Origin of the sequence: Pinirhizobacter soli (genome assembly GCF_015905305.1) — a bacterium.
GTDB lineage: Bacteria > Pseudomonadota > Gammaproteobacteria > Xanthomonadales > Rhodanobacteraceae > Pinirhizobacter > Pinirhizobacter soli.
This window is the reverse complement of record NZ_JADZLQ010000001.1, coordinates 868,748-892,680: the sequence shown is the minus strand read 5'-3', so window position 1 is coordinate 892,680 and position 23,933 is coordinate 868,748. Positions and strand designations below refer to the sequence as shown.

The following is a 23,933-nucleotide window of genomic DNA, read 5'->3' as shown; positions in this document are numbered from 1 at the left end:
AGGTATCGTCCCTGATGGATAGCCTGCGCGTGGCCAGGAGCGAAAGCGCCCCGGAGCAGCAATTGCGTTTCCGGCGCTTGATGCTGATGGCAGCGCTTGCCTGTGCGGCTGGCATCATCGTGCTGGTGGCCATGGTGCAATTCATCGCCTGGCGCAATACCGTGGCCAATGCCACGCGCCGGGTGAACTCGGCCGCCGCCAGCATCGTGCGCCTGACCGATCTGCAGGTCGCAAGCACCGAAGGCCCCTTGCAGGCATTGATCGAGGTTGCCCGTAACCCCCAGGGAGACCTCGCCACGGCGGTGGCGCGAGTCAAGGCCCGGCATCCTGAACTCGACCGTCTTGTCGTGCTCGATGCGAACGGCCACGTGCTGGCAGGATCCGATCGACGCAGCGGCGACGACTGGTCGCGCGTCACTTCGCGCCCAGCGGCGGACCTGGGTGGTATCGCCTTGCGCCTTGCCTCGTCGCCGGAAGGTTCCGACGGTGCATCGCTGCGTGTAGTTGCCGCCCTGCCATTGCAGATGGAAGGCCACCCCGCCGCCTGGGTCGGCGCGCAGATCGCCCCGTCGACGATTCGTGGAAATCTGCTCAATTCGCCTTTCGGCGCCACGGGCGCCTTTGAAGTGTTCGACCGCGACGGCGTACTGGTGACTCGCACTGGTGAAGGCGGAGTACAGGCAGTAGCCCTCGGGCGCGACTGGTTGCGACACATGCATCCGGGGCAACGCCTGCCACGCGACGATGGTGATGGCCGCTTCTACGGTTCGGGTTCTTCATCTCATTTCGGCTATGCCGTCTTCGCCAGCATGTCCCGCGCCGACGCGCTGGGCATGTGGAGCAGCCAGGCGTGGCCAGCCCTGGCGGGCATGGTGCTTTTGCTGGGCCTTATCGCCGTGGGCTCGCGCCATGTGCTGCGTGCCCAGGGCAGGCAGGCGGAACTGGTGGCGTTCCTGCTCCGCCAGGCCGAACAGCTGGACAATGTGCAGCGCATCGGCGACGTCGGCCTTTGGGAGCTGGACCTTGCCAGCGGCCGGCTGGCCTGGTCGGGTGAGGCGGCGCCGATCCTGGGCCTTGCTGAAGGGGAAAGGGTCAACACCATCGCAGGCTACCTGGCGCGCGTGCATCCGCATGATCGGCAGGATGTGTCGTCGTGGTTCTGGCAATGCATGCACCAGGATGGTCCCTTCGAATGCGAATACCGGGTGATCCGCGCCAATGGCGACGTCGCATTCATGCACTTGCGTGCGCGGCGCCAGGGCGAAGGGGGCGGACAGCGCCGGATCGAGGGAACCATCCGCGAGGTGACGACATTGCGCCACACCCAGGCGCGCCTGCGCGAGAGCGAATCGCAGTACCGCTTCCTGTTCGATCACAGTCCATTGCCCGCCTGGGTATTCGACATGCAGTCGCATGCGGTCCTGGCCGTCAACGATGCTGCGGTGGCGACGTACGGCTACGAACGCGAGGCCTTCCTTCGCCTGCGCATCGAGGCTCTTCGGCCGACCTCCGAACCGCCGCAGCTGGATCGCGCGGTGGACAAGCCTGATGCAGGCGATCGCGCCAACCCCATCTCGCTGCATCGTGATCGCGAAGGCCGCCTCCTTCACATGCGCTGTTCAGGGTCCGAGATCGAGTTCGCCGGTCGTGCGGCGCAGCTGGTGGTGGGCATGGACTTCACCGCGAAAGTGGCCGCGGAAAGGGAGCTGGCATCGAGCAACGCACGTTTCCAGATGCTTGCCAGGGCCACCAACGATGCGGTGTTCGACATGGACCTGGTCACGGGTGATGCATGGTGGAGCGAGGCGTTCTACGCCGGCTTTGGCTATGCGCGCAAAGAAGACAACGGCTTCGAGGCCTGGTGTTCGCGCGTGCATCCGGACGACCGTGAGCGCATCGTCGGCGGCTTGAACGAATTCTTCGCCGGATCCGGCGTGACCTGGGCCGGTGCTTATCGCTTGCGGCGCAAGGATGGCAGCTATGCCGACGTGTTCGGCCGCGCCTACGCCTTGCGCGACGATAACGGCAAGGCCGTGCGTACCATCGGCGGCATGATGGACCAGACCGCCATCGTGGCCACGCGGGCGGCCCTGGCCGAGAGCGAGGAGTCGTATCACGGGCTGCTTGCGCATATGCCGCTGCCCTTGCTGCTGTTGCGCAACGGCAACATCGCCTACGCCAACCTCCTGGCCGAGGAATTGCTCGGTTCCGCCGGGCAACTGGTCGGCGCATCGGTTTACCAGTACATCGACGGTGACTTGCGCCACGTACTGGACGCACCAGACCTGGCCGCGACACGCATCGATGCCCAGGTATCGCCACCTGGACGGTCGCCCTTCGAAGCGGAACTGTCCGTGTCGTTGTACCGCGATGCGATCGGCAGTGGCGTACAGGTGATCATCCGCGACGTCACCGACCAGCGCCATTACGAGCAGAAGCTCAACTACCAGGCGATGCACGACGAACTTACCGGCCTGCCCAACCGCCGCGCGCTGCACGATGCCGTTTCGGCCATGATCACGCAGGCCTGGGAAGATTCACGGCAACTGATGCTGCTGTTCATCGACCTGGATCATTTCAAGTACATCAACGATGCGCTCGGCCATCTGGTGGGTGATGAAGTGCTGTGCCAGGTAAGTTCGACCTTGCGCCAGGCGGTGGGCCCAAGCGGGTACGTGGCGCGCTTCGGCGGTGACGAGTTCGTCGCTGTGGTCCCGTGCAACGAAGCAGACGGCGTTGTTCCGCCGGTGATCCCTGCGCTCAAGGCCGCGATCGAACGGCCGTTGATGGTCGCCGGCATGCAACAGCACCTGTCCTGCAGCATCGGCGTGGCTTACCTGGGAATAGATGGCGACGATGCCAACACCTTGATCCGCAACGCCGACACCGCGATGTACCACGCCAAGCGCATGGGGCGGCACACATGGCGTCGTTATTCCGCCGCGCTGCACGATACGGCGCTGGCACGGTTGGCGGTGGTGTCGCGGCTTACCGAGGAAGCCCTCGACGACGAGCTGGAATTGCACTATCAGACCCAGCACCGCGGCGTGCAATCGGAGGTATTCGGTGTCGAGGCCCTGTTGCGCTGGCCGTCGGGGCCAGGTGAGCTCAGCCGCCCCAACGTGCTTGTTCCGTTGCTGGAGGAAACCGGCTCCATCGTCAACGTCGGCCGTTGGGTACTGCGCCAGGCCTGCCGCGACCAGGCGGCGATTTCCTCGATCATGGGCCATCCGGTGTGCATGGCGGTGAACCTGTCGGCGTTCCAGCTGGCTCATGACGACCTCATTGGCCTGGTGCGTGACGTGCTGGACGAAACCGGCGTGGAGCCACGCTACCTGGAGCTTGAGCTGACCGAGAGCGCGTTCCTGACGGAGCCCGAACGCGCCATCGAGACCCTTCGCAAGATAAAGGCTTTGGGGGTGACGATCGCCCTGGATGACTTCGGCACCGGTTTCTCAAGCCTCAACTACTTGAGCCGCATGCCGATCGACAAGCTGAAGATCGACCGGTCGTTCGTCAGCAAGCTGCCGCACGACCGCACCGACGGCGCGCTTTGCGAATCCATCCTGTTCCTTGCCAACAGCCTTGACCTGCTGGTGATCGCCGAAGGCGTGGAAACGTCCGCCCAGCGCCGCTGGCTGCTCGACCACGGCTGCCAGGCCATGCAGGGCTTCCTGTTCGCAAAGCCCCTGCCGCTCGACCAGCTGCAAAGAGCCGCCTACACGGTTTGATCAGGTTCGATGGCTATGCTTGGCCCATGAACCTCTGGAAGCTGGCCGTCCGCACGATCAAGACCGCCGTCGCCGGTTTCGACGACGACGAGCTGATGACGCGCGCCGCCGCGCTCGCATTCTATTCGGCGCTTTCCTTCGCTCCACTGCTGGTGCTGCTGCTGTGGATCGTCGCGGCGATGCAGGCCCAGTGGCAGCAGGAGCTGGTCGATGCCCTGACTGGCGTGGTGGGCACGCAGGCGGCCGGTGCGGTGAAGCTTGTGATCGACAACGCTGAAAAGCGCCCGCACCTTGGCAACGTGGTGGGCCTGGTCGGCCTAGGCATCACGCTTTTTTCCTCATCCGCAGTATTTGCCCAGCTGCAATCCACGCTCAACCGCGTGTGGAAGTTGAAGGTGAAGCCCGGCGCGGCGGTGGTGGGCTGGTTACGCACCCGTGCGCGGGCCTTCGGATTGATCATTGGCATCATCTTCCTGCTGATCATCTCCTTCGTGGTCAGCGGCCTGATCCATGCGGTGATGCCGGCAAACATGCAGGTGTTGACCGGGGTGGAATACGGCATCTCGGCGGCGGTGTTCGTGGTGGCCTTTGGCGCGATGTACCGCGTGCTGCCCGATGCCGATATTCCCTGGCGTGATGCGATACGGGGCGGCATCCTTACCACGGTGCTGTTCCTGGCCGGTAAATACGTCATCGGCATCTACATCGAACAGGCGCGCATCGGCGGCGCGTACGGGCCGGCCGGGGCCATCGTGGTGCTGCTGACTTGGGTCTATTACGCCTCGATCATCGTGCTGCTGGGTGCCGAGCTGACCCATGGCCTAGCCGTTGCCCGCGGTGAGCGGATCCGCCCGGACGCCCATGCGCAGCCCTTGGAGGAGCACGAACCCGGCGACGCGCCATGACAAGGTGCCAAAAGCCACTTTGCCGTGCCGATGGCTTGAAACCGGGGCCGCCGCCTTGATTTACTAGTGCGAGCGATCGCCTCTCTAGCGATCCATACAGGCCTTTCAGATCATGTCCACCCGCATGAAGATCGATTTCGTTTCCGATGTTGCCTGTCCCTGGTGCGCGGTGGGTCTCAATGCGCTGCAGCAGGCGCTGGCGCGGGTGGGCGACGAGGTAGAGGTGTATCTCCGTTTCCAGCCCTTCGAACTCAACCCCGGGATGCCGGCCGAAGGCCAGGACGCGGTGGAGCACCTGGTGGAGAAGTACGGCAGCACGCCGGAGCAGATCCGCCAGAACGGCAAGGCGATCACTGACCGCGGTGCTGAACTGGGCTTCAGGTTCGACATGGCGAAGCGCTCGAACATCTACAACACCTTCGACGCCCACCGCCTGCTGCACTGGGCTGGCGAGCTCGGCCAGGCGCAGCAGCTGGCGTTGAAGAAAGCGCTCTTTGCTGCGTATTTCACCGATGGTCGCAATGTCAGCGACCCGGCCGAATTGCTGCGCGTCGTCGACGAGACGGGCCTGGATGTCGAAACGGCCCGGCTTGTCCTGGCCAGTGATCAATATGCCGCTGAGGTTCGCTCCCAGGAGGCGTTTTTCATGGGGCAGGGCATACGTGCCGTTCCGGCGGTAGTCATCAATGACCGGCATCTGATTTCGGGCGGGCAGCCCGTCGAGGTGTTCGAGCGGGCGATACGGCAGATTGCGGCGCAGGCGTAAAAAACGTGCGGCTTGAGTGATTTTTGGAACATTGAGCATTGTTCCATGGGCGGTAAGTAAGGGAATTCCTACACTGCGTTACCACAGTGGTAGCCATGGTCGGCATGAGCCGGTTAGTGGTGCCGCACGGAAGCGGGCTGCTGTGGATTTCTCCCTTTTCCTTACCTGTTCCCAGGAATCATTACTATGAAGCAGCTTCAGATTGCGGCCGCGATCGCCCTGGCCATGGGCCTGGGCTTTGCCAGCCATGCCAATGCACAGTCCTTCAACGGCGGCACCATCACCTTCACCGGCACCGTCACCGACGACACCTGTCCTGTGAAAGGCGGTGCCGGCACCGACGGTGGCGCGAATAATTTCATCGTTGCGCTGAGCGCGGTGAATACGTCCGCCCTCGCTACCGACGGCGCGGTCGCCGGCAAGAAATCGTTCAACGTCGTCATTGGCGGTGAGGATACCGGCTGCGACACCACGAAGGTCGCTTCGATGAAGTTCCTGGCCACCAGCCCGCGCGTGGACGCTACGACCGGCACCCTGACCAATGCCCTGCCTGGCGAAGCCACCAACACCAACATCCAGTTGCTGGATGCTGCCGATGCAGTGATCAACTTGGCCGATGGCAGCAATAGCTTCTCGTCTGCTTGGGTCGGTGATACGGCCACCATCACGTACGCCGCTCAGTACAAGGCCATCGGCGGCGCCGCCACCGCCGGCCTGGTCAGCACCAGCGTTGTTTACTCGGTGGAATACAAGTAAGCCAACCCGCAAGCCATTCCGGCGGTCCGCATGGACCGCCGGAACTGCCACCATCCTTGAGGTGATGTATGACTAGCAAGATGCGCCACGCGATAGCAGCCCTCGCCCTGTTTGCCGGAATGTTTTCCGGTGCCGGCCAGGCCAGCGTCGTCATCGGCGGCACACGCGTGGTATACCCGGCCCAGGACAAGGAAGTTACGATCAAGCTCACCAACGAAGGTGCCAAGCCTGCCATAGTGCAGGTATGGCTTGACGATGGTGATGAGAAATCGACGCCCGATACCGCCAAGGTACCGTTTACGGTATCGCCCCCCATTTTTCGCATGGACCCCGACAAGGGCCAGTCAGTGCGTGTGATGTATACGCAAGAAGCACTGGCCAAGGACAAGGAGACCCTGTTCTGGGTGAATGTCCTGGAAGTGCCGCCCAAGGCGGCAGCTTCCGCTTCAGGCGACAGCAACATGTTGCAGTTCGCGTTCCGTACGCGGATCAAGATGTTCTTCCGGCCACAGGGATTGGCCGGCAACGTGACCGATGCGCCGGATAAGTTGACCTGGAAGCTCAAGCCCGCTGCCGATGGCAAGGGCATGGCGGTGGAGGTAAGCAATCCGACGCCGTACCACGTGAACTTTACCCGCGTGGCCGTGCAGTCCGGTGACAAGGAAGTGGCCAGCGCCGACGGTGGCATGGTTGCGCCCGGCAGCAGCACGGACTTCGCCATGTCGGCATTGTCGGCAAAGCCTGCCCACGCCAAGGTCGCGTTCTCGATCATTACCGACTATGGCGCGGTGACGCCGATGACCGCCCTGCTTAATCCTTAGATCGCGGGCGCCACCCGGCGCCCGTTCCCGAAGCCCTCCCCCGACGCGCTGCTTCTGGCAGCGTGGTGGGAGCTGGCGCCCTGAATTTTCCGGAGCTGCTTCCATGTACCGCACCCACTCGCACATACCGTGCCTGCGCTTGCGTTGGGCATGCCTGCCGGCACTTATCCTGGCGGCTTTGACCCACCAGGTCAGCGCGGCAGCCGCTCCGGCCGCGCACGCGCCTGAGGACGTCAGTTTCGACGCTGATTTCTTCCCCGCCGGTACCGCGCCCAAGGTCGACCTGTCGCGCTTCTCGCGAAGCGACGCGGCGTTGGCTGGCAACTACCGCGGCGACGTCATGGTTAACCGCATCTGGCAGGCGCGCCAGGAGATCGTCCTGCGTGACGTCGATGGCCAGGATTCCGCGCAGCCGTGTTATACGGCCAAGCTCCTTGGCGAGCTGGGAGTGGACCTTGCAAGCGTTGCCGCCGACAAGGAGAACCCGGCGGCCAAGCCGATACCCGCAGGCACGTTCTGCGACGTTATCGGTGACTACATCCCCGGGGCCACGGCAAGCTTCGATCTGTCCGAACAGTCGCTGGGCCTGACGATCCCGCAGGTCTATACCGTGCGCTCGGCCCGTGGCTACGTGGATCCTTCGCAATGGGATGCGGGCATCAATGCCCTTACCAGCAGCTACATGGCGAACATGTACCGCAGCCAGGGGCAGGCTGACAACGCTACCCGTGGTTACCTGGGCATGAATACCGCCCTGAACCTGGGCTCGTGGCATATACGCCACCAGGCCGCACTGAACTGGTCCAGCGCATCGGGTCGCAAATACCGCGCCAATGCGACGTTCGCACAGCATGACATCCCGCAGCTGCAAGCCCAGATGATCGCGGGCGATACCTTCACGCCTGGCGTCATGTTCGACAGCGTGCGCATGCGCGGCCTGCGCTTGGTCACCGATGACCGCATGCTGCCGCAGTCCATGCGTGGTTTCGCGCCGACGGTGCGTGGCGTTGCCGATACCAACGCGCGCGTGGTTGTTCGCCAGCGTGGCTACATCGTCAGCGAAACCAGCGTGGCGCCCGGCCCCTTCGCCATCGACGACCTTTACTCCACCGGTTACGGTGGCGACCTGGATGTCGAAATAAACGAGGCCGATGGCCGCGTTCGCCGCTTCGTGGTGCCGTTCTCGGCGGTGCCGATGCTACTGCGCCCGGGCCAGCAGCGCTGGGACCTGGCCACGGGCCGTGTGCAGGAGCAGGATCTCAGCGCGCAGCCGTTCTTCCTGCAGGGAACCTATCAGCGGGGCCTGTCCAACCGCGTCACCGGCTACGCAGGCGGCACGGTGGCCAACGGCTATCGCGCCACCTTGGTGGGAGCGGCCCTCAATACCAGCGTCGGCGCGTTTTCACTCGATGCCACCCGTTCGCGGAACCAGACACCCGGGCAATCGGCGACGCAGGGCATGAGTCTCCGGCTTGGCTACAACAAGAATTTCGTCAATACCGGAACCGACTTCGCGCTGGCGGCCTATCGCTATTCCACCGAAGGCTATGTCGGCTTCCGCGACTCGGTGATCATGCGCGACCTTGCCGCCGGCGGCGTGGATGGCAGCATCCTTTCGCGTGAACGCAGCCGTCTGAGCGCCAACATCAACCAGCGGTTGGGCGAAAACGGTGGCCAGCTCTACTTAAGTGGCGCAGTGCGCGAATACTGGGGCGGTGGGCAGCGCCAGGTCGACTTCAGCGCCGGCTACAGCAATCGCTTTAAAGACTTAAGCTACTCGTTTAGCGCGCAGCGCACCCTCGATACCGGCGTCCGGGGACGCCCCTTGCTCGACCTTATTCCCGGTGCGGAAGATACCGTCACGGCATCGCAGTTGGGTCGTCGCGACACGCGGCTGATGCTGACCTTCTCGCTGCCGCTGGGCCGCGGCTTACAGACGCCACAACTCATCGCCATGGCCGACCGGGACAGCAGCGGTAACAGCAGCGCCCGCGCCACGGTCTCCGGCCAGGCGGGCGAGGACAATCGTTACAGCTACAACGGCTCGCTGGGCCGCACCAACGGCAGCAATGCGCTTGACTTGAGCGGCCAGCGCGTGGGCTCAAGCGTCAACCTTGGCGCCGGCTACAGCCGCGGATCCGGCTACCAGCAGGTCAACGGTAGTGCCATTGGCAGTGTCGTCGTGCATGGCGGTGGATGGACCTTTACGCCGCCTTTGGGCGAGACGGTGGGTCTGGTACACGCGCCCGATGCCGCCGGAGCGCGCGTGGAAGGCGGGCAGGGCTCGGTCGTGGACAGCAAGGGCTATGCCGTGGTGGTGGCCCTCCAGCCCTATGAGATCAACACGGTAACGCTCGATCCGAAGGGTACGTCGACCAATGTCGAACTGAAGGCCACCACGCAACGCGTCGCGCCGCGCGCGGGCTCGGTGGTGAAGCTTACCTACGAGACGGTTTCGGGCCGGGCGGCGATCATCGACACGAAGCTGGCCGACGGCAGGCCCGTGCCGTTCGGTGCCGACATATTCGATGCACAGGGCCAAAGCGTGGGCGTGGCCGGCCAGGCCAGCCGCCTGATGGTACGCGACATGCCAGCGTCGGGCGGGTTGGTGGTCAAGTGGGGCCAGGCGCCCGATGAGCAATGCCGGGTAAGCGTGACGCTTCCGCCGCAGGCGAAATCCCAGGCGACCGATGTCGAGCGCTACGACGCACCATGCCTGCTCACCGTAGACCCCACCGCGGCCGTGAAGCGCTATCCGGGTGTGTACGGCACGCCAGGGTTTGAGCGGATCCATCCATTGCGCATGAGGACCACGGCATGAACGCTTTTTCTTTTGCGATGGCCTTGGGCCTGGGCATGGCCTGTGTTCTTGCGGCTCCCGCCCGCGCCCAGGACCTTACGATCAACTTCACAGGCTCGTTCGCGCAAGGCACCTGCGCCTTCAGTGTCGCCGACGTCGATCTGGGTACCTACGCGGCGCCTGATTTCGCCACCACACCGCAGACGCCGTGGCAAAGAGTGCGCATCGTCCGGACCAGTTGCACGTCCAACATCAGCACGATCCACACGACATTCGCCGGTACGCAACATCCGAACAACGCGGCGCTTTGGCGGGTGAACAACATCGCCGGTCTGGCGGTGGAAATGCAAAACAGGGACGCCGTTCCCGTTCGCATGAGTCCCGGCTCCGTCATCAACTGGCCGTCCACGTCTGAGAACTACGACCTGGACGCGCGCTTTTCACGCGTGTCGGCAATTACTTCCTATGGGGCTGTGAGCATCCCCGTAACCCTCACCTTCACCTACAACTGATCACGAGAACAGTCATGTACCGGATTCGCATCGTCATCTCGCTGGGCCTTCTGTTTTGCATTCCCGCCATCCAGGCACAGACGTTGAACTTCAACCTCACCGGCACCATTACGCCCGGTGTCTGCCAATTCACTGTCGCCGATGTAGACCTTGGCACCTACTCCGCGGCATTGTTCACCGGGAGCTATTCCACGACAGCTGTCGACGTTCCGGTAACCATACAAAGGTGCGATCCGCTGGTGACCGCGGTACGCATGGATGTTTCGGGAGAAGCCGACGCCGCCGATTCGAACCTGTTCAAAGGCGTCGCTGGCATCGGCATCGACTTGCGCAGTGCCCTGAACGGAGTCATCAGGCCGGCGGGTACGCGGGTGAACTACAATCCTAACACCGGCGGCGGCACGTACACCTTCAAGGCGAAGTTCAAACAATCGGCGGCCACGGTCGCCGCCGGGACCGTGAAAGCGCCTATCACGATCACTGTCACCTATAACTAACGGGTATCGCCGTGAGAGCCGCCATCATTGCTGGAACGATTCTTCTTGCCCTTACGGCCGGTTCCACCGGAGCGTGGGCGCAAAGCGTTGAGTTCAACCTGACTGGAACGATCCAGGAACCGACATGCGACTGGTCACTGGGCAGCGACGAGCGCAAGGTGCTGCTTGCGCCGATCGGCAGCAAGGAGCTCCCGGCAAGCGGTGCGGCCAGGTTCACGGATTTCTCACTTTCGCTGGAAAAATGTTCGTCATCGACTACCCAGGCCCGGTTTACCTTCACCGGTACCTCCGAACCCAAGGCTCCGCCGCGTTTTAAGAACACCGGCGACGCTACCGGCGTGGCCGTGGAACTGCAGTCGGCAGACGGCGCCACGGTCGGCGCCAATGGCGTTGGCAATGTGCGTACCCAGGCCGTGACTGGCGGCGCTGCCGAGCTTAAGCTCAGGGCCGGCTACTGGCGAATTCCCGGCGAGCCGGTGGTTGCCGGCTCCGTGGCCGCCGTGGCGGCCGTCACCGTGGAATACCTGTGATCTAGGAGCGCAGCTTCCACCCGGTACGGAAGATCCACCACACCACCGCCACGCACGCCAGCAGGAAACCGAAGGTCGCCACCAGGCTGATGCCTACGCTCACGTCGGATACCCCGTAGAAGCTCCAGCGGAAGCCGCTGATCAAATACACCACGGGGTTGAACAGGGCGATCTTCTGCCACAACGGCGGTAGCATGCTGATGGAATAGAACGCGCCACCCAGGAAGGTAAGCGGCGTCACCACCATCAGCGGGATCACCTGCAGCTTCTGGAAGTCGTCCGCCCACAGGCCGATGATGAAACCGAACAGGCTGAAGGTGGCGGCGGTTAGCACCAAAAAGCCAACCATCACGAACGGGTGTTCGATGTGGTACGGCACGAAGAACCGCGCGGTGACCAGGATCAGGATGCCCAGCAGCACCGACTTGGTGGCCGCCGCGCCCACATAGCCGAGGATGGCTTCGATGGCGGACACGGGCGCCGAGAGCAACTCGTAGATGGTACCTGACCATTTGGGCAGGTAGATGCCGAACGAGGCATTGGAAATGCTTTCGTTCAACAGCGACAGCATGATCAGGCCGGGAATGATGAAGGCGCCATAGCTCACGCCGCCAATCTGGCCCATGCGCGAGCCGATGGCGGTGCCGAAGACGATGAAATACAGCGACGTGGACAGCACCGGCGACGCGATGCTCTGTGTCAGCGTACGAAAGGTGCGCGCCATTTCGAAACGGTAGATGGCGGCGATGGCATGGACGTTCATGCGCGAGCTCCGTGTACCAGACTCACGAAAATGTCCTCGAGCGAACTCTCCTCGGATTTGAGGTCCTTGAAATCGATGCCCTGTTCGTTGAGGCGGCGGAGCAGGGCGGCGATGCCGGTTTCCTCGGCCTGGGTGTCGAAGGTATAGGTGAGGCAGTGGCGGTCGTCGGCAAGCGTGAGCGGCAGGTCGGCCAGCGCCTCGGGAATCGCCTCCAACGGGGCCTGCAGGGTGAGCGTGAGCTGCTTCTTGCCCAGCTTGCGCATCAGCGTGGCCTTGTCTTCCACCAGGATCAGCTCGCCCTTGTTGATCACGCCGATGCGATCGGCCATGTCCTCGGCTTCCTCGATGTAGTGCGTGGTGAGGATCACCGTAACGCCTGTTTCGCGCAGTGCGCGGACCATCTCCCACATGTCATGGCGCAGCTCCACGTCCACGCCCGCGGTGGGTTCGTCCAGGAACAGGATGCGCGGCTCATGCGCCAGCGCCTTGGCGATCAGCACACGCCGCTTCATGCCGCCGGAGAGCGTCATGATCTTGGCGTCCTTCTTGTCCCACAACGATAGCCCGCGCAGTACTTTCTCGATATGCGCATTGTCGCGCGGCTTGCCGAACAGCCCGCGGCTGAAGCTCACCGACGACCATACCGTTTCGAAGGCGTCGGTGGACAGCTCCTGCGGCACCAGGCCAATGGCCTCCCGCGCACGGCGGAAGTCGGTCAGCACATCGAAGCCGTCGGCCGTGACGGTACCGCTGGTGGGCCGGACGATGCCACAGATGATGCCGATCAGGGTGGTCTTGCCCGCGCCGTTGGGGCCGAGCAGGGCGAAAATCTCGCCGCGGCGAATATCCAGGTCGATGTTCTTCAGCGCAGTGTGGCCGCTCTTGTAAGTCTTGCCGACTCCCTTGATCGACACGACCGGTCCGGCGTGGGCTGCTTCAGCGTGCATGAGTTCGCCTTGTATGGAGTGCATCAGTGCACCGCGGGTGCGGCACCAGTACTGGGGGCGGCTTCGCGCAGCCACAAGGCGCCGATCACCGCGGCCAGGGCCGCGAAGGCCGCGCCGATCAGGAAGGCCAGCCGGTAACCCGTGGTCAGGGCCACAAGTGGCGAGTCCGTGCCGGCGTGGTCGGTGGCCACCGCCGCGACACTCGCCAGCACCGCCAGGCCCAGCGCGCCGCCCAGCATGAATGCGGTGTTCACCACGCCCGACGCCAGGCCCGAGTCACTGGGACCCACCTCGCTCATGGCGGCCATCAACACCGGGTTGAAGGCGATGCCGGCCCCGAGGCCCAGGAGGAGCATGGGCGGCAGGATATCGATGAGAAAATTCCCTTCCACCGGAGCGCGGGCAAACCACAGCAGCCCCACCGTTGCCAGGACAAGCCCTGCCACCAGCGGTTTGCGCACGCCAAAGCGCATCACCAGCTTCGCCGACAGGCCCAACGAGAATACGGCCATCAGGACATTGGCCGGCAGGAACGCCATGCCCACCTTCATCGGGTCGTAGCCCAGCACCAACTGCAGGTAAAGCGCGGACAGGAAGAACCAGGCGAACATGGAGGCGCACCAAAGGACGCCCACGATCGATGAGATGGAAAGATTGCGCAGGCGGAACAGGCCCAAGGGCACCAGTGGCGCCCGTACGCGCGATTCGTTCACCAGGAAGGCAATGAACAGCAGCACCGCCATGCCGCCGAAGCCGAGCGTATGAGCCGAAAGCCAGCCCATCTCGCGGCCACCGACCACGGCGTATACCGCCAGCATCAATGCAGCCGTAATCGATACCGCGCCAACCAGGTCCAGGTGCCGCGTGGCTGGCGGCGTGTGCACCACTGGCAGCAGCCGCCACGACCAGGCGATCACCAGCAGGCCGATCGGCAGGTTCACCAGGAATACCCAGTGCCAACTCAGCGCGCTGGTCAACACGCCGCCCAGCATGGCGCCGATGCTGCCACCGCCGGCACAGACGAAACCATAGGCACCCATCGCCTTGGCGCGGTCGGCGGGGGCAGGGAACAGGTCCATGATCAGCGACAGCGCCACCGCGGTAACGACCGCACCACCGATGCCCTGCACGGCGCGCGACACCACCAGCACGGTTCGCGTGGTCGACATGCCGCAGGCAAGTGACGCCAGCACGAAAAGGCCGATGCCCAGCAGGAACAGCTTCCGATGGCCGTAAAGGTCCCCCAGGCGTCCTCCCAGTAGCAGGAATCCGCCGTAGGTGAGCATGTATGCATTGATCACCCAGGCCAGCGCCGTTTCATCGAAGCTAAGGCTCGCCTTGATGGAGGGCAGGGCGACATTCACGATGGTCGTATCCAGCACGATCATCAATTCACCCAGGCAAAGCAGGATCAGGGCCAGCCAGCGGCGATCGGCAAGGGGATGGTCGGTCATTCGGCGTCCATGGTGGGGGAGTACGCATGCGTCGAATGGGCCGGCCACTTTTCGACATCGCGCATGGTACACCCGGTGCGATGGGCCGCCGCCGGGTGACACAGGTTTCCACTCAGGAGCGCTAGGCTAGGTTCGCAGTTCCCAACCCAACCTAAGCTCCGGAGTGTTGCCATGCGTTCCATCTATCGCCGTGCCCTCGTATCCACCCTTTTGCTGGCATCCGCTTCGGCTTTTGCCGCTGCGTCGCCTACGACGGGACTGGGCCAGTCCTGGCCCAATGCTTCCGACGTCAGCGCCAGTCCGGGCTATCACGTTTACGTCTTCGAAAAGCAGGGCGTGCGCTACGTCCAGGTCAACGATGCCGCCGGCACTGTCCGCGGCGCCGTTGCCTACACCGACCCCGATACCGTCCTGGATCTGCCCATCGGCGTGGATGCGGCCAATTGGGTCACGGTGGCCGATAACACCGTGCCGGCTGCCACGCAGCAGGTTTACCAGGACGATGCCGTGACGGTGATCGTGGCCCCGCAGCCCGATGGCTCGGCCCGCATGATGCTTGCCCCAGGCGAATGCGATAACCCGGCGCAGTGCTCGATCCGGGTCCAGTAAAAGCTAAGAAGGTCAGGAACGCTCGGGCCGGGCTTCGGCCCGAAGCGTCTGTTTTTTTCGCGTGCCCACCAGCAAGGTACCGGAGAGCGCGAACGCCAGGACCACTTGAACCTGGATCGTTGCCGGGTCGAGCAGGCCCTTGGCGGTGAAGGCCAGGGCCAGGCTCGCCCCCATGCCACCCACCGCCGTCCCATGCCACCCGTGGCGCCATGCCAGGCCCAGGACCGGCCAGAGCAGGGCAAGACGGCATGCCTGGCGGAGGGTATCGTCGTGGGTGGTGGCGGCAAGCCACGCCATGCAGGCGAGCGCCGGAAATACCCACCAGAAGATGTCGCGGAACAGGGAACTGTGCCAGATCACCGAGAGCTTCAAGGGAGCGTCGCCAAGCGCACGCGTGCGTTCGTGGAGTGCGAGGATGACGGGTGTGAGAGTGAGCGCTCCAAGATAGGCGCCGAGCACATAGGCGAAGAAAAATTTCATCGGGGAAATGTCTGGCCACTTGCCTGGCGAATGCAGTAGCGCCGCTTGCAAGGTGGCCGTGGTGATGGCGGCCGTGATCAAGGCGGCGCCCAGCGTCGCTACCAGGATCATCGGCATCCTCAGCCGACCTTCGGCGTCGTGCAAGGGCCAACGCTCGCGCAAGGGCTTCAGGAACGGCATCCACAAGGCCACCGTCGGAAACGAGGCCAGGACTGCCCAGGGAATGCCGAATTTGTCGGCGCAGAGGACGGCGTTCTCAACTAGCGGCAGGCCCTCGCCGATGGCAATCGCCGGCCAGTAGCGCATTGGCAGCAGCAGCAGGCAGGCCAGGCGCAGGCCCGTGGTGAGCAGGAACTGCGGAAACGAAACGTACAGGGCGACCTGATAGATCACCCCATAGGCAGCGGCGATAGCAACGTGCTGACCCCACACCCAGGGTGCCGCCCTGACAATTTCGCCCTCCGTGCTTCCCTTCACGCCCAATCGCCCCTAGCTTGATGGTTGTGGTCCGCCGCTACCCTCACAAGAATGCCACGACTGCAATTAAAACGTGGGTCATAAGTCTCACGTCTGCAACACCCAAGCCAACTTTGCCGAATATACCTAACGAGCGCCGTCTGATGGATGGCGGCTGCAAAGCGCTGCAGGGACGAGTGGCGCGCAGGGATGGCGTGGGGCAGGAACTTGCGGTGTGCGGCGGGTACCATCGCGCTGCAGGAGCATCACCAAGGCTCCGGGAAATGTCATGGATGCCCTGTTCGAGATCAAGCTGGACATCGCCGGACGCGGGACGCGCGCATCGGGCCGTACGCTGTATGAAGAGCTCAAGGCCGCGATCACCGATGGGCGCCTGCATCCCGGCACCCAGCTGCCGGCCACGCGTGCTTCGGCCGACTACTTCGCCGTCTCGCGGAACACGGCGGTGCAGGCCTATCACCGGCTGTTGAACGAAGGGCTGCTGGTGAGCCGGCAAGGGTCGGGCACCTTTGTCGCCGATGCGCCACCAATATCGCGGGGGAAAAGGCCGGCCACCGTTCCGGCCACGTCCCATCCCGCGCTCAATCCTTTCTGGCTGCGCGAGGATGTAACCTCCGCCATGGGATTCTGGCGCGACACGCCCGATACCACGGCGGCCTCCGCTCCAAGCCTGGATTTCCGGCCGGCATTGATCGATCCGCGGCTCTTTCCCTTCGACATCTTCCGGCGGGTGATGTCCGGGCAGCTGCGCGGCCTGGAAAAGCGCCCGGCGCGCTACAAAAGCCCGCAAGGCAACCAGGGCAATTACCAGCTTCGCGAAGCGATCACACGCCACATCGCCTTGATGCGTGCCGTGGTGTGCGGCGCCGACGACATCCTGGTGACCTCCGGTGCACAGCAGGCCTTCGACCTTCTTGCACGCGTGCTGGTGACGCCGGGCCAGACCGTCGTTGCGGTGGAAGACCCAGGCTACCCACCCATGCGCGTGGCCTTTGCCGCGGCAGGCGCCACCCTGGTGCCCGTGCCCGTCGACGATGAAGGACTGATGGTCGATCGCCTGCCCACGAATGCCGGCGTGATCTGCCTTTGCCCGTCGCATCAGTTCCCTCTTGGCGTATCGATGTCACCGCGGCGGCGCCAGGCCTTGCTGGACTTCGCAAGGCAACACGGCGCGGTGATCGTCGAGGACGACTACGACGGTGAATTCCGCCACGAAGGAAGCCCGCTGGAAGTGTTGCGCAAGCCCGAACACGCCGACACCGTTTTCTACGTCGGTACCTTCTCCAAATGCATGCTGCCCTCGCTGCGCCTGGGTTACCTGGTGGCGCCGGCGTGGGCCATGCCCACCCTGGTGGCCGCGAAGAACTGCATGGATTGGCACTGCCCCACGCCCATCCAGCTTGGTGTCGCCCGCTTCATCGACGAAGGGCACCTCGCCGCGCACGTGCGGCGCATGCGCCAACGCTATCGCGAGCGGCGCGAGGCGCTGGTCAGCATGCTGGCTGGGCTTGTTCCCAAGCTCACGCCGCTGCCTTCGGCCTACGGCATGCACATGTCAGCGACCGTTGCAGAGGACATCGATGCCGAGGCGGTTGCCGAACTTCTCCAACGACAGCGGATCAGGTTGCACACGCTCAGCCGCTACTACCACGGATCCGTGGACCGTCATGGCTTCGTGTTTGGCTTTGGTGCTGCCGAGCCCGAACAAATCCTGGGAGTAGGCGAGGCATTGGCCGAAGCGCTGTCTGCGAGCCGTCATCGCTAACGGGTAAACGTCATGACCCAATTCGTCTCCCAGGTCTTGCCGCCGTCGTCGGAGAACGCCTGCTCGAATCGGGAAGAGTTGGGTGTGATGTCGGAGAAACTGTTGCGCACCAGGATGCTTCGCCCATCAAGCGTGTCGTTGCCATAGAAATCCCCGCGGCCACCTTTGAACTCTCCGATCATCGCGCCGTCCAGCATGCCGACGCTGCTGTTCGTCCAGTTCAGGTTCCACTGATGCGACTTCGGATCATACAGGCGAAGCCCGACGCCTTCGATATGGCCCGCCGGGCCTTCGACTTCCAGTTCGAAAATGCTGGCCTTGCCGTTCCATACCTTGCGAACGACTGACTCACCGTCGTACGCAGTCCAGGTGGTTGAGCCCGTCAGCGGATGCATGAGCCGCGACACGTGCGTCTTCCAGGTGCCGAAATGGAAGTCGAAGTCGTGCTGACCGTCGGGTTCCGCGGCCGCTAAGGGGCCCGCTGCGGCCAGGACGATTGCAGCTGACAACAACCGGGCTTTCCAGGTTTTTTTACGCTTGCTCATAAGGCCCACCTGAGGGTTGATAAACCAGAGGCGGATCACGTTATTGCAGCGATACCCGGGAACATAGGCGCCACTTCGCTGGAAAACATGCGGGCCAATCAGGCGGCCTGTACCTAAGGACGGCCGCAGAGGAAGTGGACCACCTTCAATTCCTGCGATTGGCCCTTTTGTGCCGCCACAGGCTTTCCCTAAAGTGCTCCCGCGGATTGATCATTACGGAGGGGCTTGTTATGTGGAAACAGCTATTGCGTGGCGTCATGGTGGCCGGCACGATCGCTTGTCTGTCTTTCAACGCGAGGGCGGAATCGCCCCGGGACGGCTCGCACGATTTCGACTTCGCCAGCGGCGCCTGGCATACCCATGCCACGAAAGTGCTAGACCCGTTCGATGGCGGCACCCATACGGTGGTGATGGATGGCACGAAGACAGCGCGACCGGTCTGGAACGGCCGGGCGTGGCTCGAGGAAATCGAGGCTGACGGCCCCAACGGACATTGGGAAGGCGCGACGCTCTTCGTCTATGACCCCAAGGCCGGGCAATGGAGCCAGACCTATATCGACAGCGAGTCCGGCAAGGTCGAAGCTCCGACTATTGGGTCCTTCAAGGACGGTCGTGGCGAGCTCTACGGCACGTCGGTCTACAAGGACCGCACGGTGCTGGTGCGCGGCGTCTGGTCGAACATCAAGGCCGACGCCCATCATTTTGAGATTTCCTACTCACGGGACGGCGGCCATACATGGGTGACGGCGTTCAAGGCCGACCTCACGCGAATCAAGTAATCGGCCTGGCGCAAAAAAAAGCCCGGGAATGACCCGGGCCTTGAATATGGTGGAGCGGAGGAGGATCGAACTCCCGACCTTCGCATTGCGAACGCGACGCTCTCCCAGCTGAGCTACCGCCCCACTTGAGCGCCGCATGTTAGCAGCGGGCGGGGCGACGATGGAAGGGGAGCCGGCTGGGGCCTTACGGCAACAGCGGCGCCAGCTTCGGTTCCAGCGCCTGGCGCCGCCAGCCAGCGAGGCCGTCGGGCCACTGGCCCGACACCACGTATTCATCCAGGTTGCGTCGTGCGCAGACCAGGCCCTGCGGCAGGTCCAGTTCCAGTGAAATGGCGTCCACCACGGTCTTCATGGCGGTGATGGCTTTTTTCGCCTCGCCGGAAGGATGTCCCGGGATGGGCAGCGTCGCGGCCACTTCATCAGGCGTCACCGACTGGTGCAACAGCTCGAACAATTCCTGCCGTTGCGCCGAACGCAATGCGCGCTGGCCGCGGCCGCGGGTATCGAGGTCGGCCTGGCTGTGCGGCAGGTTGTTGGCAAGGCTCAACGCCAGGGTTTCATCGAGCAGCCACGGGCGCGGACGGTCGAGCTTGCGCGCGGTGGTGTCGCGCCAGCGCAGGATGCGGCGGAGCAGGGCCTGTCGTTCATTGGGCCATTCCGCAGCGGCACGCACGCTGCGCTGGGGCTGGTCGTCACCGGCACTGGCAGCGCGTGCCAGCAGGCGGCGGCAGTCTTCCTCGAACCAGGAGAAGTGGCCACGTACCTGCAGGCGTGAGACGAGTTCGGCATGGATGCGATGCAGGTGCACCACGTCCAGCGTGGCGTAGGCCAGCTGGCTGGGCGTGAGCGGGCGCTGCATCCAGTCCGAGCGGGTCTCGCCCTTGTCCAGGTCGTCGCCGATGACCGCGGCCACCAGCGCGCGATAGGAGAGGCCTGCACCCATGCCGGCATAGGCGGCGGCAATCTGGGTGTCGAAAAGCGTATGCGGGCCGCGCGGCAAGAGCGGTGCCAACGCCTCGAGGTCTTCGCTGGCGCTGTGCATGATGCTGGTGACCGCACGCTTGCCGAAGGTGTCGTCAAGCAGGGTGCCTGCGTCGAAAGCCAGGGGATCGACCAGGGCATGGCGACCGCCGTATGACAATTGCAGCAGTGCAAGCTGCGGATAAAAAGTGTCGCGGCGCATGAACTCGGTGTCCATGCCCACCGCGGCATCGGCGGGAATATCGCCCAGCCATGCGCCCAGCGCCGCCGCATTGTCGATCCAGTCGGCGGCCGGAACCGGCGAAAGTGCATCCATCTTGAATCCTTTGGTGAACCTGGGCCTGTGCGCGCGGGCACCGCCCGTTGCCCTGTGTGCGTCGATTGCCTATGGTGACGGCGCAAGATAGCAGGCCGCCACCCGGGACGCCCGAAGACCATGCCCAGCACCGAGACCGTCCGACGACAGCGCGCGCTAGGCGGCGGGTTTGGCCTGGTGGTGCTGTGCTTTGGACTTTCCTACCACTTTTTTCCCGGGTTGCTGCGTACTTCGTCACAGTTGCAGGGTCCCGCCGTGGCGCCGTCCGCGTCGCCGGCACCGAACATGGGGTTCGATCAGCGGCCGCAAGCCGCTCCCCGCCTGGTTTCCGAGGTGGATTCAGGTCCGCCCCTGATGCTCGCGTCGGCCGCGGTGATCGCCGCCCATCGGCGTGAACCGGCGCCCGCGCCGGAAGGCGCAGCCGTACCCGATAGCGCCGAATCGAAGAAGCTGCTCGAACGCGCCACCCAGGCCCTGGCCGCCGATCACCTCACTGGCGGGGCCGATAGCGCGCTGGCGTTGTACAACGAAGTGCTCAAGGCGAACGGCGATAGCGTCAAGGGCAAGGCCGGCGTGGCCGAGGTCCATGCCCGATTGCTGGCCGAAGCCGAGCAGGCGCTGGCGCTGGGCGACGGCGATACCGCGCGTGAGCGCGTGAAGGCGCTCAAGACCATCCCCGATAGCGCTGCGGATACGGTGGCCCTGGACGACAAGCTCAAGCTCCTGGACCAGGTGCAACCCCTGCTGGCGCAAGCGGCAGATCTCGTACGGCAGGACAAGGCGGCATCTCCCGCTGGCGGCAGCGCGCTGGACCTGTATCGCCAGGTGCTGTCGATGGATCCGGGCAACGCGGTGGCGAGCCAGGGCATGGCCCAGGTGCAGCGCGTCGTGCTCGACCAGGCGCTGACGGCCGTGGCGAAGAACGACTTCGCCGGTGCCGACAAGGCCCTGGCCGACGCTGCCGCGATCCAGCCCGACTCCCAGGCCCTGCAGGACACGAGGGGCCGGGTGGAAGGCATGCGGCGCCAGAGCGCCGAAGGGCTGCTGGCCCAGGCACGCTCCGCGCTTGATGCCGGCGACCAGGCCCTGGCGGCAAGGCTGGCCAAGCAGGCCCAGGGCATCAGCCCGGACCTGGCTGGCCTGGACGAATTCAACGAGCGCATGACCAACGCCCGCCTGTATGCCAGCTACAAGCCCGGCCAGGTCTTCAGCGATCGCTTTGTCGATAGCGGCGGGCAGGGCCCGGCGATGGTGGTGCTGCCCACCGGCAGCTACCAGATGGGCTCGGTCGACGAGGAAAAAGGCCACGACGTGAGTGAGTCGCCGCGCCACACCGTGGACATGGCCAAGGGTTTTGCCCTGTCGCGAAGCGAAGTGACCGTGGGCCAGTTCCGCGAGTTCATCCGGGCCACCGGCTATGTGCCCGATTCACAGAAGCTGGGCGGTTCGAGCATTTACGACGAGGCCAGCGGCGGCTTGCGCGACGACGCCCAGGCCACCTGGATGTCGGACTACGTAGGCAAGCCCGCGGCCGATGGCCTGCCGGTGATCAACGTGTCATGGAACGACGCCCGTGCTTTTGTCGCGTGGCTGGCCAGCCGCAGCGGCCAGCGCTATCGGCTGCCCAGCGAGGCGGAGTTCGAATACGCCGAACGCGGCGGCAGCACCACGCGTTTCTGGTGGGGTGATGGCAGTCCCACCAGCCGCGTGGAGAACATCACCGGCAGCGGCGACCGCACGGCCAGCGGCAGGCGCTGGAGCAACGCCATGCCCGGGTATCGCGACGGCTATTGGGGGCCTGCGCCCGTGCAATCCTTTGCGCCCAATGCATTCGGCCTGTACGACATCGGCGGCAACGTATCGGAATGGGTCCAGGACTGCTGGCACGACAACTACATCCGGGCACCGCGCGATGGCAGCGCGTGGGACAACCCCGGTTGCACACGACGGGTGATCCGCGGCGGTTCCTGGGGCAGTGCGCCGGACATGCTGCGTTCGGCATTCCGCCAGGGTGCCGGTGCCGATACGCGCAGCGCCCGCGTGGGTTTCCGCGTCTTGCGCGAGCTGTAGCGAGACTGGCCGTGGATCAGCGCGGCCGCTTTGCCAGCCAGCTGTCCAGGGCATTGGCGAAAGATTGGCGGTCGCGTTGATTGAATGCCGCCGGGCCGCCGGTGTCCACGCCCGTGCCACGCAATTCCTCCATGAAATTACGCATCGACAAGCGCTGGGTAATCGTTTCGCGGGTATAGAGTTCACCGCGCGGATTCAATGCCAACGCACCTTTTTCCAGCACGAGCGCCGCCAGCGGGATGTCCTGGGTCACCACCATGTCGCCTGCCGCGACGCGGCGAACGATCTCGCCGTCGGCCACATCGAAGCCGCCGGGCACCTGCACGGCATGGATGTAGCGCGACGGCGGGGTCCGCAACCACTGGTTCGCCACCAGGGTGACGCTGATTTTTTCCCGTTCGGCGGCGCGGAACAGGATTTCCTTGATGACACCCGGGCAGGCGTCTGCATCGACCCAGATCGCCGCGCCCGTGCCCTGGTTCATGCGTGCGGCCAGTCCACGGTGCCATCGATGATGGTGTTGGTCTGTCCGCCTACCCATATCGATGCGCCGTCGATGCGCACGGTGATGCTGGCGTCATGTCCCACTTCACGCCCCTGGCTTACCCGATAACCACGGGCCAGTTCGCCGGTAGGCTCCGCATGCGCGATGTAGGCCGCGATCAAGCCGTTGGCGGCGCCGGAGGCGGGGTCTTCGACGATGTCCACGCCTGAAGGAAACGCGCGTACCGCAAGTTCGACGCCCGGTTCACTGCTGCGCGCGAACACGCACAGCCCCAGGCTATCGGTATCGCGCGCCAGCATGCCGATGGCGGCATGATCTGGACGCCACTGGCGCAACACGGCCTCGTCGGCGAATTCAGCAACCCACCAGCGGCGGCCGCCCTCGACGAAGGCGGGCGGCAGGGGGCCGGTCTGGATGCCGTGCAGCACGTCGCGAAGCGCGCTCTGGCCGATCGGCGCGGGTACCACGCGAGCCGGCGGCGACTGCACGAACAGCACGCGCTCACCGTCATGGATTTCCACGCGTATCGGCAACACCCCGGCGCCGCATTCCTGGTGCAGCAGGCCGTCGGCGCTCGGCCGGCAGAGCCCGGCGTCGAGCGCGGCATGCGCGCTGCCGATGGTGGGATGCCCGGCGAAGGGAATTTCCTTGCGCGGGGTGAAGATGCGCGCGCGATAACTGGCCCCCGGTTGCGTCGGCGGCATCAGGAAGGTGGTTTCGACCAGGTTCGTCCAGCGGGCGAAGGCCTGCATCGCGTCGTCGGCCCAGCCTTCGGCATCAATGACAACGCCAAGCTGGTTGCCACCGCCCGGCCTGGCGGCAAAGACGTCCAGCTGCTGGTAACGGATATGGGGCATGGGGAAGCGCCGTGGTGGGGACACGAGCCGTTTATCTTAACCGCTATGCCTGGGGCGTGGCGTGGCG

General features: G+C 64.4%; 21 protein-coding genes and 1 tRNA gene. 13 read left to right on the top strand and 9 right to left on the bottom strand.

Translation table 11 applies throughout. From position 1 onward, the window contains the following. Positions 1 to 14: 14 nt before the first annotated feature. The 9 genes from NDK18_RS03645 (at position 15) to NDK18_RS03605 (ending at position 11,318) form a co-directional block, all read left to right on the top strand. Positions 15 to 3,731 carry a bifunctional diguanylate cyclase/phosphodiesterase gene (locus NDK18_RS03645; RefSeq protein WP_250627115.1) on the top strand — a complete coding sequence of 1,239 codons (3,717 nt, stop codon included), beginning with the start codon at positions 15 to 17 and terminating at the stop codon, positions 3,729 to 3,731. Between the two features lie 26 nt (positions 3,732 to 3,757). Further along, positions 3,758 to 4,636: a YihY/virulence factor BrkB family protein gene (locus tag NDK18_RS03640; protein ID WP_250627114.1), complete on the top strand. Its 879-nt coding sequence runs from the start codon at positions 3,758 to 3,760 to the stop codon at positions 4,634 to 4,636. A gap of 112 nt (positions 4,637 to 4,748) precedes the next feature. Continuing rightward, positions 4,749 to 5,402: a DsbA family oxidoreductase gene (locus NDK18_RS03635; RefSeq protein WP_250627113.1), complete on the top strand. Its 654-nt coding sequence runs from the start codon at positions 4,749 to 4,751 to the stop codon at positions 5,400 to 5,402. A gap of 186 nt (positions 5,403 to 5,588) precedes the next feature. Next, positions 5,589 to 6,158: a fimbrial protein gene (locus NDK18_RS03630; RefSeq protein WP_250627112.1), complete on the top strand. Its 570-nt coding sequence runs from the start codon at positions 5,589 to 5,591 to the stop codon at positions 6,156 to 6,158. A gap of 68 nt (positions 6,159 to 6,226) precedes the next feature. Further along, the gene (locus tag NDK18_RS03625; protein ID WP_250627111.1) at positions 6,227 to 6,979 is read left to right on the top strand and encodes a fimbrial biogenesis chaperone; all 753 of its coding nucleotides are present in this window, start codon (positions 6,227 to 6,229) and stop codon (positions 6,977 to 6,979) included. A 103-nt stretch (positions 6,980 to 7,082) separates the two neighbouring features. After that, the gene (locus NDK18_RS03620) at positions 7,083 to 9,800 is read left to right on the top strand and encodes a fimbria/pilus outer membrane usher protein (RefSeq protein ID WP_250627110.1); all 2,718 of its coding nucleotides are present in this window, start codon (positions 7,083 to 7,085) and stop codon (positions 9,798 to 9,800) included. Then, positions 9,797 to 10,291, top strand: a complete 495-nt coding sequence (locus NDK18_RS03615) for a fimbrial protein (protein WP_250627109.1) — start codon at positions 9,797 to 9,799, stop codon at positions 10,289 to 10,291. Before NDK18_RS03620 ends, NDK18_RS03615 begins: the two co-directional genes overlap by 4 nt. A 14-nt stretch (positions 10,292 to 10,305) precedes the next feature. Further along, positions 10,306 to 10,788 (top strand): fimbrial protein, encoded by a 483-nt coding sequence (locus NDK18_RS03610; protein ID WP_250627108.1) that lies wholly within the window; start codon positions 10,306 to 10,308, stop codon positions 10,786 to 10,788. An 11-nt stretch (positions 10,789 to 10,799) separates the two neighbouring features. Further along, positions 10,800 to 11,318, top strand: coding sequence for a fimbrial protein (locus tag NDK18_RS03605; RefSeq protein WP_250627107.1), 519 nt, complete (start codon positions 10,800 to 10,802; stop codon positions 11,316 to 11,318). Between the two features lies 1 nt (position 11,319). Here the strand turns inward: NDK18_RS03605 and NDK18_RS03600 are convergent, their stop codons facing one another. Genes NDK18_RS03600 through NDK18_RS03590 form a run of 3 tightly spaced genes read right to left on the bottom strand, consistent with a single transcriptional unit; the run spans position 11,320 to position 14,482 of the window. Further along, positions 11,320 to 12,081 carry an ABC transporter permease gene (locus NDK18_RS03600; RefSeq protein ID WP_250625683.1) on the bottom strand — a complete coding sequence of 254 codons (762 nt, stop codon included), beginning with the start codon at positions 12,079 to 12,081 and terminating at the stop codon, positions 11,320 to 11,322. Continuing rightward, positions 12,078 to 13,028: an ABC transporter ATP-binding protein gene (locus NDK18_RS03595; RefSeq protein WP_250625684.1), complete on the bottom strand. Its 951-nt coding sequence runs from the start codon at positions 13,026 to 13,028 to the stop codon at positions 12,078 to 12,080. The genes NDK18_RS03600 and NDK18_RS03595 overlap by 4 nt, the downstream gene beginning before the upstream one ends. A gap of 23 nt (positions 13,029 to 13,051) precedes the next feature. Further along, the gene (locus tag NDK18_RS03590) at positions 13,052 to 14,482 is read right to left on the bottom strand and encodes a DHA2 family efflux MFS transporter permease subunit (RefSeq protein WP_250627106.1); all 1,431 of its coding nucleotides are present in this window, start codon (positions 14,480 to 14,482) and stop codon (positions 13,052 to 13,054) included. Positions 14,483 to 14,653: 171 nt separating this feature from the next. Between NDK18_RS03590 and NDK18_RS03585 the strand changes: the two genes are divergently transcribed. Next, positions 14,654 to 15,091 (top strand): hypothetical protein, encoded by a 438-nt coding sequence (locus NDK18_RS03585; RefSeq protein ID WP_250627105.1) that lies wholly within the window; start codon positions 14,654 to 14,656, stop codon positions 15,089 to 15,091. 12 nt (positions 15,092 to 15,103) lie between these two features. Here the strand turns inward: NDK18_RS03585 and NDK18_RS03580 are convergent, their stop codons facing one another. After that, positions 15,104 to 16,048, bottom strand: coding sequence for an MASE1 domain-containing protein (locus NDK18_RS03580; RefSeq protein ID WP_250627104.1), 945 nt, complete (start codon positions 16,046 to 16,048; stop codon positions 15,104 to 15,106). A gap of 268 nt (positions 16,049 to 16,316) precedes the next feature. On the opposite strand from NDK18_RS03580, the gene pdxR reads away from it, so the two are divergent. After that, complete coding sequence (gene pdxR, locus NDK18_RS03575; RefSeq protein WP_250627103.1) at positions 16,317 to 17,813, top strand: MocR-like pyridoxine biosynthesis transcription factor PdxR; 1,497 nt, start codon at positions 16,317 to 16,319, stop codon at positions 17,811 to 17,813. Here pdxR and NDK18_RS03570 read toward each other — a convergent pair. Next, positions 17,810 to 18,358: a hypothetical protein gene (locus tag NDK18_RS03570; RefSeq protein WP_250627102.1), complete on the bottom strand. Its 549-nt coding sequence runs from the start codon at positions 18,356 to 18,358 to the stop codon at positions 17,810 to 17,812. The genes pdxR and NDK18_RS03570 overlap by 4 nt on opposite strands. A 230-nt stretch (positions 18,359 to 18,588) precedes the next feature. On the opposite strand from NDK18_RS03570, the gene NDK18_RS03565 reads away from it, so the two are divergent. Further along, positions 18,589 to 19,137 (top strand): DUF1579 family protein, encoded by a 549-nt coding sequence (locus tag NDK18_RS03565; protein ID WP_250627101.1) that lies wholly within the window; start codon positions 18,589 to 18,591, stop codon positions 19,135 to 19,137. 47 nt (positions 19,138 to 19,184) lie between these two features. On the opposite strand, the gene NDK18_RS03560 is transcribed toward NDK18_RS03565, so the two are convergent. Both NDK18_RS03560 and NDK18_RS03555 read right to left on the bottom strand, forming a co-directional pair. Next, positions 19,185 to 19,260 (bottom strand) — tRNA-Ala (locus NDK18_RS03560). A 61-nt stretch (positions 19,261 to 19,321) separates the two neighbouring features. Continuing rightward, positions 19,322 to 20,434: a ribonuclease D gene (locus NDK18_RS03555; RefSeq protein ID WP_250627100.1), complete on the bottom strand. Its 1,113-nt coding sequence runs from the start codon at positions 20,432 to 20,434 to the stop codon at positions 19,322 to 19,324. 120 nt (positions 20,435 to 20,554) lie between these two features. On the opposite strand from NDK18_RS03555, the gene NDK18_RS03550 reads away from it, so the two are divergent. Then, a complete protein-coding gene (locus tag NDK18_RS03550) occupies positions 20,555 to 22,504 on the top strand; it encodes an SUMF1/EgtB/PvdO family nonheme iron enzyme (RefSeq protein WP_250625692.1) in 1,950 nt (649 codons plus the stop codon). Positions 22,505 to 22,520: 16 nt separating this feature from the next. On the opposite strand, the gene NDK18_RS03545 is transcribed toward NDK18_RS03550, so the two are convergent. Next, positions 22,521 to 22,988, bottom strand: coding sequence for a YaiI/YqxD family protein (locus NDK18_RS03545; protein WP_250625693.1), 468 nt, complete (start codon positions 22,986 to 22,988; stop codon positions 22,521 to 22,523). After that, positions 22,985 to 23,866 (bottom strand): PhzF family phenazine biosynthesis protein, encoded by an 882-nt coding sequence (locus NDK18_RS03540; RefSeq protein WP_250627099.1) that lies wholly within the window; start codon positions 23,864 to 23,866, stop codon positions 22,985 to 22,987. Before NDK18_RS03540 ends, NDK18_RS03545 begins: the two co-directional genes overlap by 4 nt. Between the last annotated feature and the right edge of the window lie 67 nt (positions 23,867 to 23,933).

Bases quoted from the DNA above. Each gene is read 5' to 3' on its own strand.
- NDK18_RS03545 (WP_250625693.1), bottom strand. From the start codon at position 22,988: ATGAACCAGGGCACGGGCGCGGCGATCTGGGTCGATGCAGACGCCTGC.
- NDK18_RS03630 (WP_250627112.1), top strand. From the start codon at position 5,589: ATGAAGCAGCTTCAGATTGCGGCCGCGATCGCCCTGGCCATGGGCCTG.
- NDK18_RS03585 (WP_250627105.1), top strand. From the start codon at position 14,654: ATGCGTTCCATCTATCGCCGTGCCCTCGTATCCACCCTTTTGCTGGCA.
- NDK18_RS03625 (WP_250627111.1), top strand. From the start codon at position 6,227: ATGACTAGCAAGATGCGCCACGCGATAGCAGCCCTCGCCCTGTTTGCC.
- pdxR (WP_250627103.1), top strand. From the start codon at position 16,317: ATGGATGCCCTGTTCGAGATCAAGCTGGACATCGCCGGACGCGGGACG.
- NDK18_RS03600 (WP_250625683.1), bottom strand. From the start codon at position 12,081: ATGAACGTCCATGCCATCGCCGCCATCTACCGTTTCGAAATGGCGCGC.
- NDK18_RS03595 (WP_250625684.1), bottom strand. From the start codon at position 13,028: ATGCACGCTGAAGCAGCCCACGCCGGACCGGTCGTGTCGATCAAGGGA.
- NDK18_RS03635 (WP_250627113.1), top strand. From the start codon at position 4,749: ATGTCCACCCGCATGAAGATCGATTTCGTTTCCGATGTTGCCTGTCCC.
- NDK18_RS03615 (WP_250627109.1), top strand. From the start codon at position 9,797: ATGAACGCTTTTTCTTTTGCGATGGCCTTGGGCCTGGGCATGGCCTGT.
- NDK18_RS03620 (WP_250627110.1), top strand. From the start codon at position 7,083: ATGTACCGCACCCACTCGCACATACCGTGCCTGCGCTTGCGTTGGGCA.
- NDK18_RS03645 (WP_250627115.1), top strand. From the start codon at position 15: ATGGATAGCCTGCGCGTGGCCAGGAGCGAAAGCGCCCCGGAGCAGCAA.
- NDK18_RS03640 (WP_250627114.1), top strand. From the start codon at position 3,758: ATGAACCTCTGGAAGCTGGCCGTCCGCACGATCAAGACCGCCGTCGCC.
- NDK18_RS03550 (WP_250625692.1), top strand. From the start codon at position 20,555: ATGCCCAGCACCGAGACCGTCCGACGACAGCGCGCGCTAGGCGGCGGG.
- NDK18_RS03555 (WP_250627100.1), bottom strand. From the start codon at position 20,434: ATGGATGCACTTTCGCCGGTTCCGGCCGCCGACTGGATCGACAATGCG.
- NDK18_RS03590 (WP_250627106.1), bottom strand. From the start codon at position 14,482: ATGACCGACCATCCCCTTGCCGATCGCCGCTGGCTGGCCCTGATCCTG.
- NDK18_RS03570 (WP_250627102.1), bottom strand. From the start codon at position 18,358: ATGAGCAAGCGTAAAAAAACCTGGAAAGCCCGGTTGTTGTCAGCTGCA.
- NDK18_RS03610 (WP_250627108.1), top strand. From the start codon at position 10,306: ATGTACCGGATTCGCATCGTCATCTCGCTGGGCCTTCTGTTTTGCATT.
- NDK18_RS03540 (WP_250627099.1), bottom strand. From the start codon at position 23,866: ATGCCCCATATCCGTTACCAGCAGCTGGACGTCTTTGCCGCCAGGCCG.
- NDK18_RS03565 (WP_250627101.1), top strand. From the start codon at position 18,589: ATGTGGAAACAGCTATTGCGTGGCGTCATGGTGGCCGGCACGATCGCT.